The following is a 19,523-nucleotide window of genomic DNA, read 5'->3' on the forward strand; positions in this document are numbered from 1 at the left end:
TCATAATATTCAAACTTTTATTTTTATGTTGTCTGTTTCATGCGACGGCTGATACATCGATTGCATCCGTTCATGAAGCAATACTGCCGTTTCTGTCATTAATTTTTTCCCGATTTCATCCACATGGCGGTTTCGCCAATTTTCTAATTGCGATCCTTTGACCCATTGATTAAAGGCTCCCAGCGCGGGACCGCAGTGAATTTGATAATCGACCTTCGAATGTTCGCTTCCGCTGATTGCCAATTTTGAGCTGTATCTGAAGTACCATCGGAAAATCAAAGCCATTTTATGTTTCGGGTTTTGTTCAGCCTTCTCAATGTCTGCCGCGGGATAATGCAATGCAATATCTTTATATATGTCTTCTATACTGCGTTTAAAGTATTTCTCCTCAAGCTGGGCCAGCATCTTTGCATCCAGCTCACGTATAGACCCATACCGCTGGTACAGTTCATATAACTTGTTTGCCCGCGCGGGAAAGAACACGCCTTTCTTTAGCACCTGCACTTTACTGCCCGATTCAAACATATCACCTGCAGGCGCATAGGCTGTATCTTGTACATTCATCTGCTGAAGCAAATCCTTTACTTTATCACTTGTTGCCGCCTCAACCGTACATTGATTGATTGAGCCTGTTAGAATAAAATCAGCCCCTAGCATAAAAGCCGCCATCGCTGCCTCAGGTGTTCCAATCCCTCCAGCTGCACCAACTCTTATTTTTTTCCGAAATTGATATTTTTTCATCATTTCATCTCTTAAAGATGTCATCGCCGGCATCAGGCTGTATGCCACACCGCCATCTGTATGACCGCCTGAATCAGCTTCTACACAAATATCGTCAGCCATCGGAATGCACCGCAACAACTCAGCTTCGTTCATAGTGATTTTATTTTCTCCTAAAAGCTTTTGCAGCATATTCTCAGGCGCAGGACTCAGAAATGATTCTGCAACTTCCGGCCGTGATATTTTTGCTATGAGACGATTTGAGCATATAACGTCACCATTTTGATTTCGTTTCACTCCTTTTGCGCGGTACCTTACTAATGCAGGAGTGACACTTAGAAATGCTGAAGCCTCCACAATGCTCACTTGATTCGTCAATAAAAGATCGATCATTTTTTCTTCTGATTCAGTATGTTTCATATTGTGGACCAGATTGATGCCATAGGCCTGTCCTTTCCCTAATTCACCTTGTATAGCATGGATCGCATCTTCAACCTCTTTCAGGCTCAGACCTCCTGTGCCAAAGAACCCCATCATTCCCGCTCTTGACAGCTTTACTACCATTTCTTTCGAAGCAATGCCGCGGTACATTCCTCCTGCAAGATAAGCATATGTAAGATGATAATCTTGTTTAAATTCAGCACTTCCTAAAGATTCTGCCGTAATCCCAGCTTGAACATTGCGTTTCTCCTTTAGATGCGCACTGATCGCGGGGTTCTTTTTCGGTATATATGTCAATGGTTCAGCTTCATTTTTAATCCGATGAATGAGACCGGTTAAAACAGTTCCAGGCCCAATCTCTTCAAACTCCATTTCTCCTCTTCCCATCAGGAAACGAATGCTGTCCGTCCATTTCACTGTGTTGTCCATCTGTTCAGATAATGTATCTTTTAATCTGTCTTGATGGTATGGCTCTGCGTAGACATTGGAGATAACCGGGATCGCCAAAGGTGCAAACTGGAATGAGTCAATATATTGCTTAAATACCTGTTTGGCTTCATTCATATATCTGGAATGAAAAGCTCCGCTCACATTTAATGGATGAAACAGCTTTACATCCTTGGTGCTTTCAAAAACAGCCCGAGCTTTTTCAATCTCTTTTTTCGGGCCAGAAATCACAATTTGCCGGGGCGTATTTTCATTTGCCACATCAATGTCATGAAGACGGTGCTCTTCTAAAACGGCTGTAACTTGTTCCTTACTCAGGCCGATCACAGCAGCCATTCCGCCCCCTGTAATTCGTCCCATCAATTCTCCTCTTTTTTTGACGAGCCTTAATCCGGTTTCAAAATCAAAGGCACCGGCTGCCATCAGCGCATTGTATTCTCCTAAGCTATGTCCTGCCGCAAAATCAGGTTTTCTGCCGGTCTCCTCCACTCTCTTCAAGTAATTGAGTGCATTAACAACATACAAAGCCGGCTGCGTGTATTCAGTATGATTTACATCCAGATATGATTTTTCGGTACATAGCTTCTCTATTGAATAGCCCAATATTTGATCTGCTTGATCTGTCAAATGCTGATACTGTTCAAATAGCCCTTGTCCCATCCCCTTTTGCTGGGAGCCTTGCCCTGGAAAGACATATGTAATCATCTTGTAAACTTCCTTTCTGGTGTACGGTAATACTCAACCGTATTCAGATTTTTCAGCTCCTGATGAAATGGTGTTATGATTGAGCAGCAACGGTCAGCTGCATCACCCGGAATCAGCTGTTTCACAAAAGCAGCTAAGGTGCCGGATGGCCCTAAATCGATAAACTTGCATGTATGCTGGCTTTCCAAATATCGAATCGCTTCACGAAACATCATTGGCTTTCTGACCGCATTCCAAAAGAAATTCTCGTCCATTACGTGAAGGCAGCTTCCCGTTAAGCTCGATACAATCGGTATTGACGGTTTTTGAAAAGATTTTGATCTTAAAAATTCTGCATAGGCACTCTCTGCCGGATCAATAAGCGAAGAATGAAAGGCATAGGACACAGGAAGCAGCTGGCAAAGAATCTGCTTCTCCTTTAAATCCTCCATAATCTTCCTTATATGATCTTCTTCACCAGAAATGACGAAGTGCGAATCATAATTGATAGAAATGAGTTCACTATTTCCAAACAGTTGCGGATAATCATTCAGCAATTGCGGTTTGTCCAGAATGGCCAGCATTTTTCCTTTATCGCAGGAATTTTGGATGATAATAGCCTGTTCAAGTATGCAATCCAGTATATCCTCTGCGTCTGACACACCAGAAACTGCCGCTGCTGCGAATTCTCCCAGACTTGATCCCAATACGTAATCAGGATAGATTCCCCTGTCTTCCAAAACCTTATATAAGGAATACTCAATCATAAAAATGGCGGGGTGGGAAAAAAGAATACTGTCAAACGGATCTGACATACGTTTACCTGGATGGTAGATTTCTTCAACAATGGATGTGCCGATTCGCCGTGCTGCAATGTCATCCATTTCAAGCATAGATTGGCGAAACACGGTATTTTCCTTAAATAGTTCTTTCCCCATGTGATAGTATTGGGAACCTTGCCCGGAAAACATAAAAACAAGCGGTTCTTTCATGTGTATAACCTTCTTTTTTTATATTTATAACGGCTATTGGATTTCTCATTTCCATGTATGTTGTAAAGCACATAGCAGCGATTGAAATGAAATTAATAAATGGAAAAGACATATGTGAAAAAGTAAAGGAGATTCAACTTGGAAGGATTGCTATTGGTGCTCTGGATGCGGTTCATTTATGACGTGATCGTAGATGTATGTTGATATCTCAAAATTGATGTAACATAATAACAGGATCAGCAAAGAACATCGACTCTATGATTGGTGGGTACGGTTAAAAAATGGACCATCTAGATGTGGGAGCGATGGTTTGACAGACCGGCTGACATAGTTCAAATGTCTAACTTAATTTATCAGCCTCTTTATGTAACAGTATATAAAGTTATTCAATTAGAAACAGTGGCAATCGAACGATTGAATCTTTAAAACTTTATACCTTAAATGAAAGGAAATCTGTGTTTAGACCTGATTGATGAGGTGCACGGCCATAGGGGCAAATGCTTTAGCGGGGCATTGCTTCCGCATCTTTCTTTATGCGATGAATTAACCCAGTTAAAACATTTCCAGGCCCTACCTCCTCAAACTCCATATGGCCTTTTTTCATTAAGTAGCTTATGCTGTCAGTCCATTTCACTGAGTGATTAATTTGATCAGCCAGCGTCTGTTTCATGAATTCGTATGTATACGGTTTGGCATACACATTAGAAATAACCGGGATAGACGGAGGCGAAAAATAAAAGGCATGAAGGAACTCCTCGAATTCTTCTTTTGCCTTATTCATGTATCTGGAATGAAACGCGCCGCTTACGTTTAAGGGGAGTACCATTGTAACTTCAGTCATCGTTTCAAAAAGAGATGCGGCTTTTTCAATCTCATCTTTTTTTCCTGAAATTACAATTTGATATGGGGCATTCACATTAGCGATATCAACATCATGTAAATGATATTCTTTCAGAGCCTTTGCAACCTGCTCTTCATTTAGTCCCATAACAGCTGCCATACCGCCGTTGCTTATCAGACTCATCAGCTCGCCTCTTTTTCTGACAAGCTGTAAACCTGTCTTAAAATCAAAGGCTTCAGCTGCAAATAACGCATTGTATTCACCCAAGCTGTGCCCGGCGACAAAGTCAGGCTTAACTTCTTCATCCTTGATTTTTTTCAGATAGCTTAGTGCGTTTACCACATATAATGCCGGCTGAGTAAATTGCGTTTTGTTTAAATTGGAATAAGGATTTTCCAGGCAAAGACGTTTGATAGAATATCCTAAGATCTCATCTGCCTGATCCGTCAGTTCTTTAAATTCATCGAATAGGCCGCTGCCCATTCCCTGTTTTTGTGAACCCTGACCTGGAAAAACATATGTGATCATTCTCTCAAAGCCACCCTTCCGATTAGTAGATGTATTTCACTTCTGTATGATTTTATAATAGTGATGACCGGATAAATAGTAGCATGTTCATGTTGATGGTAACCTCTGTAAATATTATCCGTCAAGTTAATTTTTCCTACAGTTTGCTCGATTGTTTTTCTGCTTTTTTCCATTGAGGAATAAAGGATCAGGAGATATAACAGAACATAAGAAAAAAGACCCGGATCACGTATAGGGCACCATATCATGATAATGCGCTTCATTTCCTTTCAAATGAGTTTTCAAAATAAATAACACCTTCTATGTAATCATTTTCGAAAATAAAAATCATTTAGATATTCGAAGAAAAATAGGATAATAGATTCAGAAGGATTATTTAAAATCAAAAATACCTTTTTGGTTTTTACGAGTGCGAAATTTCACAAAATATTCTTTCTTATCAATTTGAAAGTAAATATTATGCTGATAAAGATCCTTTATCGAATGGCCGGGCAATTTGCCAAATGAGTGACCAGGATACACCCGTACATGGGGTGAAACCTCCGACTTTATTCTTTGAATACTATCAAACATCTCTTCCGCAGAGCTGCCATCATCCTCACATATGCCGCACCCTTCTGTAAACACCGTATCTCCGGTAAAAATACTCTCAGAAAACAAATAACACATTCCGCCGGCTGTATGCCCCGGTGTGAGAAGGCATTGTGCTCTTGTGTTTCCTATGCTGATTGTCTGATGATCATCTAGGCTAATTAAATTTCTGCATCGGAATTGATAATAATCAATTTCTTTTTTTGACATATAAACTTGAGCGTTAAACATCTTCGTCAGCGGGTCTACCAGATTTACATGATCATAATGAGAGTGTGTCAATGCGACTGCCTTTAATTCCGCTTCGAGTTCAGAAAGTGTAGTGGTTATTTTACTCAATTCCCATGAGGGATCAACAACAATTGCAGATCTGCTTACAATATCTTCAATGATATAGCAATAATTCGTCCAGCCCTGATACCTTGTTTTAATTGGATGCACCTTGTAAGTAAGATTCATTTATACCATCCCTATCATGTAAAGTTCTTAAACGATGGACCAGTGTTCACTCCTCAGTCCGTCTTTCATTCCACTTTACCAAACAGCATGATCGTTTTCCATTTTTTTCAGAGATCCTTGTTCTTTGAATATAAAAAAGCGACTCTTTTGGACGCATGCCCAACAAGAATCGCTTTTCGCACTAGTGCCTTAAGGATGACGTTTTTGTGTCTCACGTGTATCTTCCACGCAAATTGACTCTACATGCTGCATAATGACCCGCTTGATTCGGTCTTTATTCACTCGCACAGGGTCAAGCATGGCATGTAAAGCCAAGCCGTCAACAAGCGCGTAAAGTCTCTCAGCTTCAATGTCTTTATCAGCATTCGGCTTCAGTAAATCGGATTCATCTAAATAGGCAATCAGATTCCGCATGCCGCTGAAAATCCCGTCATGATTCGCATCAAACATATCCTTTTTATGTCTGGCGTAAGCAGTAAAAGCAAACCAAACCTCCATCTCTCTAATCGTTTCTTCATTCGTCGGGACCATTTCAAGCAAAATTTGCAACACTTTTTCCTTAGGGAGCAAATCCCTCACTGCAATGTCCTTAATTCGGTCCGTCACCTTTTCTTGGACAAGTTTCATTGCAAAAGCAAGCAATTCATCCTGTGTAGAGAAATAATGGCGCAGCGCACCTAATGACAATCCTGCTTCCTTTGCAATATTTCTGGCTGATGCTCCCTCCATCCCTCGTTCTAAAATGACGCGCCACGTTGCTTCTGCAATTTGTTTTCTTCTTTTCTCATGGTCAATTTGTTTTGGCATAGCTTTATTGTAACAAGAAAAAAATGAGAGGGCAATTTTTATAATACAGTTGTGTTACAAAAACAAAGATGGTAACATATTATTTAAATAATACAACTGTATTGAAAAGAGGGAATGGATTGAACGGTATCGCATGGATGATTGTTTTCTGTGAAATTGCGTTTTGGGTTGTCATTGTTTTGGGGCTTGCTGTACGCTACGTATTCAAACGACATACATTAGGACTGCTATTCCTTGCCTTAACTCCAGTTATCGATTTGATCTTGTTAGCGGCAACTGGTGTGGACCTTTACCGCGGAGCCTCAGCGACCGCAGCCCATGGGATTGCAGCTGTTTACATCGGTATATCGATCGCTTATGGGAAACAAATGATTCAATGGGCAGATGAAAAGTTTCAATATTATGTGACAAAAAAAGGAACAAAACCGCTGAAACGTTTTGGAATGAACCATGCCAAGCACGGTGCGAAAGGCTGGCTAAGACATGTGCTGGCCTACTTAATTGGTGCGGGACTATTGGCAGGGATGATCTATTTTATCAATGACTCTTCCCGAACCGAGGCGTTGAGCGGCATTCTTAAACTGTGGACTGTCATTATAGGCATTGACTTTCTCATTACAGCCAGCTATTTTATTTGGCCAAAAAAAGAGAAAGCTTCGGCGAATCTCAGGAGTTAACATGATGAAAAAGGCCCTTCCCCAGTGGAAAGGACCTTTTTTGGTTTTGTTAAAATATGCTATACTATTTTCGTTAGAAAACAGACTTATAGATATTTTGGGCTGATTCAAGGGTAACTGTTTGTACGAGTAAGCAGGTGAAGGGAGTGTCATACATGAACCAAAAAGAACAGAACGAGCACTCTAAAGATTTTAACCTGAGATCAAAATTAATCGGAATTGTATCTATTACTTTTATCGCGGCCATCGCGCTTGCAGTCATCTTCGGCGGCTTTTTCTTCGGGATGAAAGGCTTATTCTCCATACTTGGCATCACATACGCTTCCAATCAAACATTAGCTTTATTTATTTTAGCCTGCTTTGCTGTAGGTTTAATCATAGACCCACTCACAAAGATTATCTCTATCATTTTGGCAAAATCACTTTCATTGAAAAAGACTGCACTTTTTGCTTTTATACTGTATTTTATCAGCAATCTTATAACGATCTGTTTTGCAGATTACTTTATGCAGTCTATTTATATTCCAGATGTCTTGCTTGTTGTGATATCAGCTTTCATGGCTTTCATTGAACTTGCTTTTGATAACCAGCCTAATAGAGAAGCAGCTTAAAATGCCGATGGCAGATATGGGAAATTCATAACACCCTATATTTGGACATCACCAGTTATATAAACGAAAAAAACTCCCTGTTCACACGAACAGGGAGCAAAACACAATGTTGTAATTAAATTCTGCATTCTAAAATGATTCTTACATTCGGATCATCAAGTTCATCCAAAAAGATAATGATCTTCGGACCACATGCCATGTGCTTCCACCCCCTCACCCAAAATATACATTAATCCCAATTGCCTGTAAATGGAAATTTTGTTATACAGAGGAACCATGAAGTATAATGCGTTAACACTGCTCACACGTTTACAACCGTTTCTTATAATCTGACACTCGAAGGAGTACAAAAAAAGCATTGATCCATTCAGAGAATGGATCAATGCTTACCACCCCCGCTACATCACGCGTTTGAACATCTTTTCCATCTCATAAGTGGAATGGTGTATGATGATCGGGCGGCCGTGCGGGCATGTAAATGGGTCTGATGTGCTTCGGAGGTCGTCCAGAAGCGCTTTGATTTCATCGTTTCTGAGGTGGCGATTTGCTTTGATGGAGCCTTTGCAGCTCATCATAATCGCCGCTTCCTCGCGGAGTTTTTTAATATCTATATTTTTGGAGTCGAGCACCTGCTGAATGATTTCTTCTATAAGCTCTGCTTCTTCTCCCTTTGGAAACCAGGCCGGGTGGCAGCGGACGATGTAGCTGTTAGAGCCGAATGACTCTAAAAAGACACCGACGCTTTCGAGCTCTTGTTTGTGCTGTTCAATAATCAAAGCCTCATTTGTGGAGTAGTGGAACGTCAGCGGTACAATCATCTCCTGCACCTCAGGCTCAACCTCCCCCACCTTTTCACGAAAGTACTCATATTTAATACGTTCTTGGGCGGCGTGCTGGTCGATAATATACAGGCCGTTTTCGTTTTGTGCCAATATATAAGTCCCGTGCATCTGGCCGATCGGGTACATAATCGGAACCCGCTCAGACGCTGGCTGCTGCTGTTCCTCATGGCATTCCTGCTCAAATGTTTCAGGCAGTTCTTCTGAAACATCGGACACCTCAAGGGTTTGTTCCTGATCAACGATAGGAGGAGCTTCAAATTGGAGAGGAGGCAATTCTTCCTCCGCATCAATCGGCTCTTTCACGACTGAGCTGAGCTTCATTGGTGAATAAGATGGCGCATGCGCTTTTTCCGGTACTTTTCTTTCCGGAGGCTTTTCATCAAAGGTTATGAACTGCTGCTCATTTTTGATAACAGGTGCCGATTTTTTCGGAAGCTGGGCACTCGGAATCAGCTGCTGCTGTTTAAATACATCTTTAATTCCGTCACGAATTAAGTCATGAAGCTCTGTTTCCTTGCTGAGCCGGACCTCAAGCTTCGATGGATGCACGTTGACATCGACTAAAATCGGGTCCATCGTAATTTCTATAAAAGTAATCGGATGGCGTCCGATCGGCAGAAGCGTATGATAGCCTTCATGAACCGCTTTGACGAGCGGGAAATTTTTAATGTAACGGCCATTGACCACAGACGACATATAGTTCCTCGACGCCCGTGTAATCTCTGGGAGGGCGATATATCCCTTTACTTCAAAATCCAAGGAGCTCACATGCAGCGGAAGCATTTTTTTGGCGACAGCCGTGCCGTAAATCGCTGCCAGTACATGGCGCACATCTCCGTTTCCGTTCGTTTGAAGCAGGTTTTTCCCATGATGGCGCAGGCGGATCGATACCTCTGGATGCGCCAGAGCAATACGGTTAACCACATCCGTAATGTTTCCAAGCTCTGTATGAACGGTTTTCATATATTTCAAACGGGCCGGTGTGTTAAAAAACAGGTTGGAAACGACAATTTCAGTTCCCTTCCTGCTTGAGGAACGCGATTCGGAAATGATGTTTCCTCCTTGGAGGACGAGCTTCGTCCCAGCTCCTTCACCAGTGCTTGTTGTAATCTCCAGATGAGAGACTGACGCGATACTCGGCAGGGCTTCTCCCCTGAAACCGAGCGTTCTCACCCTGAATAAATCATTTTCATCTTTTATTTTACTCGTTGCGTGGCGGCGGAAAGCACGCTTACAATCTTCATTCTCCATTCCTTCGCCGTTATCCAAGACCCGAATGGATGCAAGGCCTGCTTCCTCAATATCGATTTCAATGACTGTGCTGTCAGCGTCGATCGCATTTTCCACCAATTCTTTGACGACTGAGGCGGGCCGTTCCACAACCTCGCCCGCCGCTATTTTATTCGAAAGCTCATCTGACAGCTGGATGACTTTTGCCACATTCATCACCCCGTTTTAATGTAATTTCTTTTGCAGCTTGTACATTTCATTCATCGCTTCAAGCGGTGTCATATCCAGTATATTAAGTGATTTGAAAGCATCGATCACTTGCTTTTCTTTTTTTGAAAGCTTTGGTGTTTCAGCCGGCTTTTCCGCTTCGTCAAAAAAGGACAGCTGTGCCGGCTTTTCTTTCACCTGAGGTTTCTGCACCGGCACTTCCGGTTTGTTTCCTGAATGCTCAAGCTCTTTTAAAATATCTTGAGCGCGCGCAATCAGATCTTCCGGCAGTTCGGCAAGCTGAGCTACATGGATACCATAGCTTTTATCAGCAGCACCTTCTTTGATTTGATGAAGAAAGACAACCGTTCCGTTATATTCTTCAGCGCGAACATGAACGTTTTTCAGCTGAGGCAGCTTGTCCTCAAGAACTGTCAGCTCGTGATAGTGTGTACTGAACAGCGTCTTGGCGCCGATATGATCGTGAACATATTCAATAATCGCCTGTGCCAGCGCCATACCGTCATAAGTGGACGTTCCCCGCCCGATTTCATCAAACAGAATGAGGCTGTTTTTCGTCGCATTGACAATCGCATTTTTCGCTTCAAGCATTTCTACCATAAATGTACTTTGTCCGGAAATCAAATCATCTGCAGCGCCGATTCGTGTAAAAATTTGATCAAAAATCGGAAGCACCGCTTTTTTCGCGGGTACAAAGCAGCCGATTTGCGCCATAATGGAAATGAGCGCGATTTGTCTCATATACGTGCTTTTCCCTGACATGTTTGGACCTGTAATGAGAAGCATTTGTCTGTTATCGCCCATCATGCAGTTGTTCGGGACATATTCCTGGCTGTCCATGACTTTTTCAACAACCGGGTGTCTGCCTTCAATCACTTCGACTTCATCTTTAGAGAACTCCGGTTTCGTGTAGTGGCGATTTTCACTGATTGTCGCAAAGCATTGCAGTGCGTCCAGCTCGCTCATCTGTTTTGCAAGCTGCTGCAGCCGCGGAATATACTGCTTCACTTTCTCGCGCAGCTCGGTAAACAGCTCGTACTCCAGCTCACAGATGTTATTTTCAGCCTCTAAAATGAGCGCTTCTTTTTCTTTTAATTCAGGTGTAATGTAGCGCTCTGCATTGGTTAACGTCTGCTTCCGCTCATAACGCCCTTCCTCAAGCAAATGCAAATTTGCTTTTGTCACTTCAATGTAATAACCGAAAACTTTATTAAAGCCGACCTTTAAAGAGCGAATGCCTGTGTATTCCCGCTCCTGCTGTTCCAGGCGGGCAATCCAGTCTTTTCCGTTTCTGCTTGCATCACGATATTCATCAAGCTTTTGATTATAACCATCTTTAATCAGGTTCCCTTCTTTTACCGATAAAGGAGGATTTTCGTACAGCGCTTCTTCCAGCAGTTCAAGTACATCCCCGCAAGGGTCAATGCGCTCTGCACGTTCCTTGGCCTTGTCATGAGCCAGTGAAGCAACCAGCTGTTTGATGCCAGGAACTTGCTTTAACGATTCCTTCAGCTGAATCAAATCCCGGGCATTGACATTTCCGAATGCAACGCGGCCGGCAAGGCGTTCTAAGTCATATACTTCTTTTAAACGTTCACGCAGATCTTCCCGTTCAAAGAAATGGGACATTAATGTTTCCACCATTTCTTGGCGCTCTTCGATTTGATTGACTCTGATAAGCGGCCGGTCAATCCACTGTTTAAGCAGCCGGCCTCCCATTGCCGTTTTTGTTTCATCCAGCAGCCACAAAAGGGAGCCTTTTTTATTTTTCGAACGGATCGTTTCGGTCAGCTCCAGATTACGCTTTGAGTACAAGTCAATTTTCATCGCTTCCTCAAGCTCATACACCTGCACGGGCTGAAGATGATCAAGGCTGCGCTTTTGGGTTCTTTTCAAATACGTATATAAGCGCAGAAATGTTTTTGTTATATCTTCATTATTTAAGTGCTCAATGATCGTTACGTGTTCGTCTGTTTCTCCGTCTTCAATTGAAATCGTTGCACCGCACCGCTCTCTCAGCTGTGCCACTGTATCGGCATCCAAGCTTCCTGAAACCACGATTTCCCTTGCGCCGACTGAATAAATTTCTGATATGACGTCTTCAAGCCGTTCAATCAAAACAGCCAAATTTTCTCCCGTTGTTAAATCAGACAGCGCAAGTCCGTATCCGTTCGAGCAGGCTGAAACAGATGCGATAAAGTTATTTTCCGATTCATGGATGCCTTTGCCGTCCATTACAGTTCCGGGCGTAATCAGCTGAACCACTTCTCTTTTCACAACGCCCTTTGCGGCTTTCGGATCTTCCGTCTGTTCACAGATCGCCACTTTGTATCCTTTTTTAATAAGCTGTTCGATATACGCGGAAGCAGAATGATACGGCACACCGCACATCGGTATTTTTTCAGCCGCACCGCCATCTCTGCTCGTTAACGTAATTTCCAGCTCTTGTGACGCTTTTTTGGCGTCCTCAAAAAACATTTCGTAAAAATCACCCAGGCGAAAAAATAAAAAGGCATCCTGGTGCTCTGCCTTTATTTTTAAATATTGCTGTATCATAGGCGTATAACCGGCCATTGTTTAATCCCTCACTATGTATCAACGTTTCTATTTTCCAACCTTCATTATAACATAAACAAAAAGTGATAAAAGAATGATATATCAATATAAAAAAGAGACTTGGGGGTACTGTCTCCCCTAGTCCCTTTTTTATTCTTCAGGATCTCCCACTAAAAACTCCGGGTTGATGTCTTCAAGCTCTTCATCAAGCTCATCTTCCCAATCTTCCTCGTCATCCTCTTCCCAGTCAGGATTGACCTCAACAACTACCTTTGTTTCCCCTACCACTTCCGCCAAAAATTCTCTTTCTGCCTGCACAACGATTTTATTTCCATTCGGCGAAATGGTCACTTCAAGGCAGTTTGGCTGCTGAAGCACTTTGGCAATCACTTCATGCTCATCATCTAAGTAATTATTGTCTCTGTATCTGAGTTTAATGACATCTACATATTTTACCCGTTCTGTGACAACCTCTGTCTTTGTGTTGTCCGCGTAAGAGTACCATACGTTTATATCATAATACCCTTCAATTTCTACCGTTTTTCCAATTTTTTCAGCGTCATACTTGTGGTTAATAATCCAACCACCCAAAATGCTGCTCGGTTTTTTCTCAGGCGAGATGGTGTTGGTGCATTGGGTGAATTTTCGGCCTTTCGCTACTACTGCCTTCGTAATAATTTCCCTGTATTCAGACATTCCGGCATGCCTCCTTGTTCTTCTTCGTGTTATCTTATGCTGGGCATTTGTCTAGTGTGCATTTTTATAAATAAAATATAAAAATACAAAGTTTCTGTTCCATTGTATGCAGGGGTGCCTAGAAACTTTACTTATAAGTGCGATAAAGTTTATACGCGGCTGAGCACAGAAAAACCAATTGAACATTTGGTACATAGATTATTTAGTTCGTTTTTAACCGCACAAATGATAAAAAAACACGGGCCTGTAAAGGCACCGTGTTTAGAGAGAACAGCTGTTATTTGAATGCTTCACCTTTGAACCGGTTTCCCCTTTCAGCAGGTCGCCTCCGGTTGATGTGATGATTTCATTTGTGACTTGGTTGGAAATGGTGTGTGCAACGAGCTGCAATAGGTCATTTACTTCCATCTGCGAGTCTCTGAATTCCTGGATAACAGGAATCTCTTCAAGCTCTTCTTGCAGCGCGTCAATTTTTGCTTCTACTTGTTTGAGCGCTTCATGCTTTTCATAATGCTTCAGATTGACAGCCTGCTTTTGCAGGGCTTTAATCTGATTAACGATTGTGGACACTTTGTCATTCTCATTGATTTGCGCTTCAGCCCGTTTGAAAAAATCAACCTCTTCTGTTTCAGAGATCATTTTTGCAAGGTTTCGTGCCTGCTGCACAATGTCTTTTTTTGAGTAGAGCGTCATCTCATTTCACCTCGATTGCTTCTCCTACCATTTCTCCGTCAAGCGACCATGTTTTCGCTTGCTGGATTTTCACGCGGACGATTTTGCCGATGGCTTCCTTCGGCCCTTTGAAATTGACAAGCTTGCTTTTTTCAGTATAGCCGGCAAGAATATCAGGGTTATTTTTGCTTTCACCCTCAACTAATACTTCGACAACCTTGCCTTCGTATTCCTTCATTTTTTTAGCAGAAATTTCATTCACCAGTGCGTTTAGACGCTGCAGGCGTTCTTTTTTCACACGCATCGGTACATTATCTTTCATCTTAGCAGCCGGAGTGCCTTCACGCGGAGAGTAAATGAACGTATAGGCGCTGTCAAACTCCACTTCACGGTATAGAGAAAGCGTTTCTTCAAACTGTTCGTCCGTTTCATTTGGAAATCCGACGATAATGTCCGTTGTCAAAGAAGCGTTTGGCATTGCTTCTTTAATTTTTCGCACCAGCTCCATGTAACGCTCTCTGTCATATTTGCGGGCCATCAGCTTCAGAACTTCTGAGCTTCCTGATTGAACCGGAAGATGAATGTGATCAAGCAGATTTCCGCCTTTTGCCAGCACTTCAATGAGGCGGTCGTCAAAGTCGCGCGGATGACTCGTTGTAAAACGGATTCTCGGGATATCGATTTTTCTCAGTTCATCCATCAAATCACCAAGTCCGTACGTCATATCTTCAAAGTCTTTTCCATACGCGTTTACGTTTTGACCTAACAGAGTAATTTCCTTATAGCCTTCACTTGCAAGCCTTCTCACTTCCTGAATGATATCTTCAGGGCGGCGGCTTCTTTCTTTTCCGCGTGTGTAAGGCACAATGCAATACGTACAGAATTTGTCACAGCCGTACATGATATTGACCCAGCCCTTAATTTTTCCATTTCGGACTTTCGGAAGGTTTTCAATAACGTCCCCTTCCTTAGACCAAACTTCTACAACCATTTCTTTTGAAAGGTATGCTTCTGACAAAAGCTCCGGCAGGCGATGAATGTTATGCGTTCCGAAAATCATATCGACAAACGGATGTTTTTTCAAAATACGGTTCACGACTGATTCCTCTTGGGACATACAGCCGCACACGCCTAAAATCAGATCGGGATTGTTTTTTTTCAGTGCTTTTAAGTGCCCGAGCTCACCAAACACCTTGTTTTCAGCATTTTCACGGATTGCGCATGTATTTAACAAAATGACATTGGCATCGTCAACAGAGTTTGTCGCTTCGTAACCGAGCGCCATAAAGATCCCTGCCATAACCTCTGTATCGTGTTCATTCATTTGGCAGCCGTACGTACGGATATAGAACTTTCTTCCGTCTCCCAATCCTTTAAATTGTTCAGAAATTTTAAAGTCATTATGATAAGTAACGGCTTCCTTGCCTCGTTTTTTCGCGTCTTTTAAAGAAGGCGGAATGTAAACAGCTTCAAAGTACTTGCTGTAATCCTTCTCGGATTTTTTGTCCGATGGATTAACTTGTCCGCTCTCTAATTTTTGTTTTTCATTCATGTCATATTTTCTCCTTTCAAACCAAACTTCCACCCTTCAGTATAAAGGTTATTGAAGCTCTGCACAACTGGCAACCTATCATTGTACACTCATTGAGAATAATAATCAATAAGGAATCAAAAGAGGAAGAGTAAACTCTTCCTCTTGTTACAATAGCTGGAGCTCCTTTGCCGTCTTTTCGATGACATCAAGCGCCTGATCCAGTTCATCCTTGGTGTGCTCTGCTGTTATAATCGTGCGAATTCTGGCTTTTCCCTTTGCTACAGTCGGGAAAACGATACTTTGGGCAAAAACACCGCGAGAAAGGAGCTGATCTGAAAATTGCTTTGCCACACCTTCATCACCTATTAAAATAGGAAGAATCGGCGTTTGACTCTCTATGAGAGTCAAACCCATTTTCACAAGCATTGCTTTAAAATAGGCAGTATTCTCCCACAAGCGCTCCATATGCTCCGGCTCTTCAAGCAAGACATCAATCGCTTCCATACAAGCTGCAGTGACAGCCGGGGGATGAGATGTGCTGAATAAAAATGGACGGCCTTTATGGCGCAAATAATCGATCAGCACCTTTGAACCTGCAGCGTAGCCGCCGAGCACTCCGATTGCCTTGCTTAATGTTCCGACCTGAATATGAACTCTGCCGTCAAGACCGAAGTGATTCACCGTTCCCCTGCCGTTTTCGCCAAGTACTCCGGATGCATGGGCGTCATCCACCATCACAAATGCGTCATATTTCTCAGCGAGCTCTACAATATCAGGCAGAGGAGCTATGTTGCCATCCATGGAAAATACGCCGTCTGTCACAATCAGACGCATCCGATAATTCATTGACTTTCTCAGCACCCGCTCTAAATCACTCATATTGACGTGCTGATACACCTTTTTATCCGCCTTTGTCAGTCGAATTCCGTCAATAATAGAGGCATGGTTCAATTCATCTGAGATGACAATGTCCTCTTTTGATAGAATACTTGAAAGTACGCCTTGGTTTGTTGTGAAGCCTGATTGGAATACAAGTGCCGCCTCCGTTTTTTTAAAGGCTGCCAGCTTTTTCTCAAGCTCTTGATGCATTGTAAATGTACCCGCAATCGTTCTCACTGATCCGGTGCCGGCTCCATACTGCTGAACGGCCTCCTGTGCGACGTTGATGAGTCTAGGATGTGAAGTGAATCCGAGGTAATTATTAGAAGATAGCTGAATGACTTTTTGGTGATTCACTGTGACAGATGGACCCTGCATAGATTCAAGCTGTTTTATGTCTTGCCATGTATGGTTTTCTTTCATACTATCAAGCTCTGCTTTTAAAAAATCAAATTCCTTCGTCATGTTTATCCCCCTTTATGGAATTAAAATTACTTTTCCGCACTGGCCGCTTCTCATCAGTTCGAAACCTTTTTCAAACTCCTCTAACGGAAACTGATGGGTAATAACAGGTTCAAGATCGATCACGTTTGAACTGATCAACTGAGACACCTGGCGCCATGTTGAAAACATTTTTCTTCCTGTGATTCCTTGGATGGTAAGCCCTTTAAATACCACTTTATTCGTCAAATCAATTGTCACCGGATGTTCCGGCAAGCTGAGAATATGAAATCTTCCGCCATTCGCAGCCATCGCAAGACCTTGGGCAATCGCTGAGGGATGGCCCGACATCTCACAAACAAGATCTGCTCCTTCCCCACTCGTTAAAGCGCTTACAATTTTGAGCGGGTCTTCTTTTTCAATAGAAACAGTACAAGTCGCTCCCATTTGTTTTGCAAGCCTCAGCCTGTATTCATTCTTATCAATCGCTATCACCTGAGAAGCTCCTGCTGCTTTTGCAACCGCAACAGCCATAAGACCAATCGGCCCGCATCCAATGACTGCAGTCGTTCCTCCTGCAGGCTGGCTCTCAAGTACGGTATGAACTGCATTTCCTAAAGGCTCTTGAATGGAAGCAATTGACGGGTCCATATCAGCGGGATTTCTCCAAATGTTATCAGCTGGAACTTTTACATACTCCGCAAAACAGCCTGCCGTGTCCACTCCGATTATAGCAGTATTGGTACACACATGAGATTTTCCTGTTAGGCAAGGGACACATTCACCACAAACAATGTGTGTTTCCGCAGACACATACTCTCCCACTTTTACACTGCTGACATTCTCTCCCACGTCCTCTACGATGCCGCTGAACTCATGGCCGAAAACATAGGGTGTTTTGATTCTCTGACGTGCCCATTGATCCCAATTATAAATGTGGACATCCGTGCCGCATATGGAAGCGGCTTTCACTTTTATGAGGACTTCATGTTTATCAATCTCAGGAATGGGAACTTCAGTCAGCACAGCACCGAACGCCCCGTCCTTTTTCATTAGAGCTTTCATCTTTCCACTCTGCATGTACAATCCTCCTTGAAAAATTCTTGTTATATTCGGATTGTACCATGATATGGAATAAGCGTAAACAGCACTGTCTTTTCCAGAAGGACAAAAGTATCTGTCTTGAAAAATGGACGGAAATTTTTTTTTGAAACGTTTTAGCTCATTTCTGATTTTGTATATTCGCTCATTTATGTGCTAAAAATACTATCGGGAGAAAATATCACAATAAATGAAAAACAACCTGTTTGCATTACGCAAACAGGTTGAGAATGCTTTATTTGTTTTTAGCGAGGCTCCACGATTAATTTAATCGCTGTTCTTTCTTCCCCATCGATTTGAATATCTGTAAAAGCCGGAATACAAATCAAATCAACGCCGCTTGGCGCCACAAATCCCCTGGCAATCGCCACAGCTTTTACAGCCTGGTTTAATGCACCCGCTCCGATCGCTTGAATCTCGGCGGCTCCTCGCTCTCTCAACACGCCTGCAAGCGCACCTGCCACTGAATTTGGACTCGATTTTGCTGAAACTTTTAAGATTTCCATTTCTGCTCCCCCTTAGTTTTACAATGGATAAGTGAGTGTTCATTAGAACAATCATTATTAGATGTTGCTATCCAAAAAGCCATCCCCACAATGCTTTTCAAAAATAGCGGGCTACCTTCCATTTTTACTATATTCACTAAGGAGTTGCTATATTCCTGCTTTTCTTTTTAATATTTTTATAAAATAACCATATGTTCAACTATTCAAAGAACATGTGATCATCGTTGATTAAAATACGCTCAATTTTCACGGCTTTTTTCGTTTGATCGTCAATGTCAATGACAACTCCGCTGAGCGTTGTTTTTCCTTCAGCGACAGTAAACCGGACTGGAAGGTTCGTTTTGAATCGCTTAATAATCGTCTCTCTGTCCATCCCCAGTATACCGTCATACGGGCCAGTCATTCCCACATCAGTAATATATGCCGTTCCCTTCGGCAAAATGCGGTTATCCGCTGTTTGCACGTGTGTATGAGTTCCTACTACAGCCGATGCCCGTCCATCCGTGTACCAGCCAAGTGCGAGCTTTTCACTTGTCGCTTCGGCATGAAAGTCAATAAAAATGTACGGTGTTCTTTTCGCAGCTTCTGCGATCAATTCATCCGCTTTTAAAAACGGGTCATCAAGCGGCGGCAAAAACGTACGTCCCTGCAAATTAATAACTGCTAGTTCTTTGCCGTTTGCTTTCACATATGTGATCCCTTTCCCCGGTGTTCCTTCAGGAAAGTTTGCCGGGCGAACCAAGTTCGGAACGTCATCTATAAAATCAAATATTTCTTTTTTGTCCCATGTGTGGTTCCCCATTGTGATTGCATCTGCGCCGGACTGGATTAAGCTGTGATAAATTTTTTCCGTCAGGCCTTTTCCATGTGCGGCGTTTTCACCATTAATAATGGTAAAGTGAGGCTTATATTTTGTTTTTAGCTTTGGTACATATTCTTTGACCATGTCACGGCCCGGTGAACCGACAACATCTCCGATAAATAAAATTCTCATTTTGTAAATCCTTTCTTCTTGAAAATTCCTTGCCGTCAAAAAAATA

General features: G+C 42.5%; 17 protein-coding genes. 2 read left to right on the forward strand and 15 right to left on the reverse strand.

The genetic code is table 11. The annotated features are described in order from the left end of the window. Positions 1 to 9: 9 nt before the first annotated feature. From fabD (MKY10_RS12505) to MKY10_RS12530, 6 genes are all read right to left on the reverse strand, one after another. A complete protein-coding gene (fabD, locus tag MKY10_RS12505; RefSeq protein WP_029726474.1) occupies positions 10 to 2,313 on the reverse strand; it encodes an ACP S-malonyltransferase in 2,304 nt (767 codons plus the stop codon). Continuing rightward, positions 2,310 to 3,284 carry an acyltransferase domain-containing protein gene (locus MKY10_RS12510; protein WP_029726475.1) on the reverse strand — a complete coding sequence of 325 codons (975 nt, stop codon included), beginning with the start codon at positions 3,282 to 3,284 and terminating at the stop codon, positions 2,310 to 2,312. The genes fabD (MKY10_RS12505) and MKY10_RS12510 overlap by 4 nt, the downstream gene beginning before the upstream one ends. 502 nt (positions 3,285 to 3,786) lie before the next feature. Next, positions 3,787 to 4,653: an ACP S-malonyltransferase gene (gene fabD, locus MKY10_RS12515; protein WP_029317809.1), complete on the reverse strand. Its 867-nt coding sequence runs from the start codon at positions 4,651 to 4,653 to the stop codon at positions 3,787 to 3,789. Next, the gene (locus tag MKY10_RS12520) at positions 4,650 to 4,916 is read right to left on the reverse strand and encodes a hypothetical protein (protein WP_119899342.1); all 267 of its coding nucleotides are present in this window, start codon (positions 4,914 to 4,916) and stop codon (positions 4,650 to 4,652) included. The genes fabD (MKY10_RS12515) and MKY10_RS12520 overlap by 4 nt, the downstream gene beginning before the upstream one ends. Positions 4,917 to 5,025: 109 nt before the next feature. Continuing rightward, positions 5,026 to 5,703: an MBL fold metallo-hydrolase gene (locus MKY10_RS12525; protein ID WP_029726478.1), complete on the reverse strand. Its 678-nt coding sequence runs from the start codon at positions 5,701 to 5,703 to the stop codon at positions 5,026 to 5,028. A 189-nt stretch (positions 5,704 to 5,892) separates the two neighbouring features. Then, a complete protein-coding gene (locus MKY10_RS12530) occupies positions 5,893 to 6,510 on the reverse strand; it encodes a TetR/AcrR family transcriptional regulator (protein ID WP_029317807.1) in 618 nt (205 codons plus the stop codon). A gap of 119 nt (positions 6,511 to 6,629) precedes the next feature. On the opposite strand from MKY10_RS12530, the gene MKY10_RS12535 reads away from it, so the two are divergent. Both MKY10_RS12535 and MKY10_RS12540 read left to right on the forward strand, forming a co-directional pair. Next, a complete protein-coding gene (locus MKY10_RS12535) occupies positions 6,630 to 7,187 on the forward strand; it encodes a hypothetical protein (RefSeq protein WP_029726479.1) in 558 nt (185 codons plus the stop codon). Positions 7,188 to 7,342: 155 nt separating this feature from the next. Beyond that, positions 7,343 to 7,798, forward strand: coding sequence for a regulatory YrvL family protein (locus MKY10_RS12540; protein ID WP_015252068.1), 456 nt, complete (start codon positions 7,343 to 7,345; stop codon positions 7,796 to 7,798). Between the two features lie 398 nt (positions 7,799 to 8,196). Here the strand turns inward: MKY10_RS12540 and mutL are convergent, their stop codons facing one another. The 9 genes from mutL to ymdB all read right to left on the reverse strand — a co-directional run bounded on the left by mutL (position 8,197) and on the right by ymdB (position 19,477). Next, a complete protein-coding gene (mutL, locus tag MKY10_RS12545) occupies positions 8,197 to 10,080 on the reverse strand; it encodes a DNA mismatch repair endonuclease MutL (protein WP_339225879.1) in 1,884 nt (627 codons plus the stop codon). A gap of 15 nt (positions 10,081 to 10,095) precedes the next feature. Continuing rightward, positions 10,096 to 12,672, reverse strand: a complete 2,577-nt coding sequence (gene mutS / locus MKY10_RS12550) for a DNA mismatch repair protein MutS (protein WP_015252070.1) — start codon at positions 12,670 to 12,672, stop codon at positions 10,096 to 10,098. Between the two features lie 132 nt (positions 12,673 to 12,804). Then, positions 12,805 to 13,350 carry an outer spore coat protein CotE gene (gene cotE, locus MKY10_RS12555; protein WP_003231833.1) on the reverse strand — a complete coding sequence of 182 codons (546 nt, stop codon included), beginning with the start codon at positions 13,348 to 13,350 and terminating at the stop codon, positions 12,805 to 12,807. Between the two features lie 261 nt (positions 13,351 to 13,611). Continuing rightward, positions 13,612 to 14,043 carry a regulatory iron-sulfur-containing complex subunit RicA gene (ricA, locus tag MKY10_RS12560; RefSeq protein ID WP_003231834.1) on the reverse strand — a complete coding sequence of 144 codons (432 nt, stop codon included), beginning with the start codon at positions 14,041 to 14,043 and terminating at the stop codon, positions 13,612 to 13,614. A gap of 1 nt (position 14,044) precedes the next feature. Beyond that, the gene (gene miaB, locus MKY10_RS12565; RefSeq protein ID WP_014664026.1) at positions 14,045 to 15,574 is read right to left on the reverse strand and encodes a tRNA (N6-isopentenyl adenosine(37)-C2)-methylthiotransferase MiaB; all 1,530 of its coding nucleotides are present in this window, start codon (positions 15,572 to 15,574) and stop codon (positions 14,045 to 14,047) included. A gap of 147 nt (positions 15,575 to 15,721) precedes the next feature. Continuing rightward, positions 15,722 to 16,900, reverse strand: a complete 1,179-nt coding sequence (locus MKY10_RS12570; protein WP_015252071.1) for a glycine C-acetyltransferase — start codon at positions 16,898 to 16,900, stop codon at positions 15,722 to 15,724. 12 nt (positions 16,901 to 16,912) lie between these two features. Then, positions 16,913 to 17,956: an L-threonine 3-dehydrogenase gene (gene tdh, locus MKY10_RS12575; RefSeq protein ID WP_015252072.1), complete on the reverse strand. Its 1,044-nt coding sequence runs from the start codon at positions 17,954 to 17,956 to the stop codon at positions 16,913 to 16,915. Positions 17,957 to 18,222: 266 nt separating this feature from the next. Further along, positions 18,223 to 18,483: a stage V sporulation protein SpoVS gene (gene spoVS, locus MKY10_RS12580; protein WP_003154135.1), complete on the reverse strand. Its 261-nt coding sequence runs from the start codon at positions 18,481 to 18,483 to the stop codon at positions 18,223 to 18,225. Between the two features lie 199 nt (positions 18,484 to 18,682). Then, the gene (ymdB, locus tag MKY10_RS12585; protein WP_003245138.1) at positions 18,683 to 19,477 is read right to left on the reverse strand and encodes a 2',3'-cyclic-nucleotide 2'-phosphodiesterase; all 795 of its coding nucleotides are present in this window, start codon (positions 19,475 to 19,477) and stop codon (positions 18,683 to 18,685) included. Positions 19,478 to 19,523 lie beyond the last annotated feature (46 nt).

The sequence above is a fragment of the Bacillus sp. FSL P4-0290 genome (genome assembly GCF_037975435.1).
Lineage (GTDB): Bacteria > Bacillota > Bacilli > Bacillales > Bacillaceae > Bacillus > Bacillus subtilis.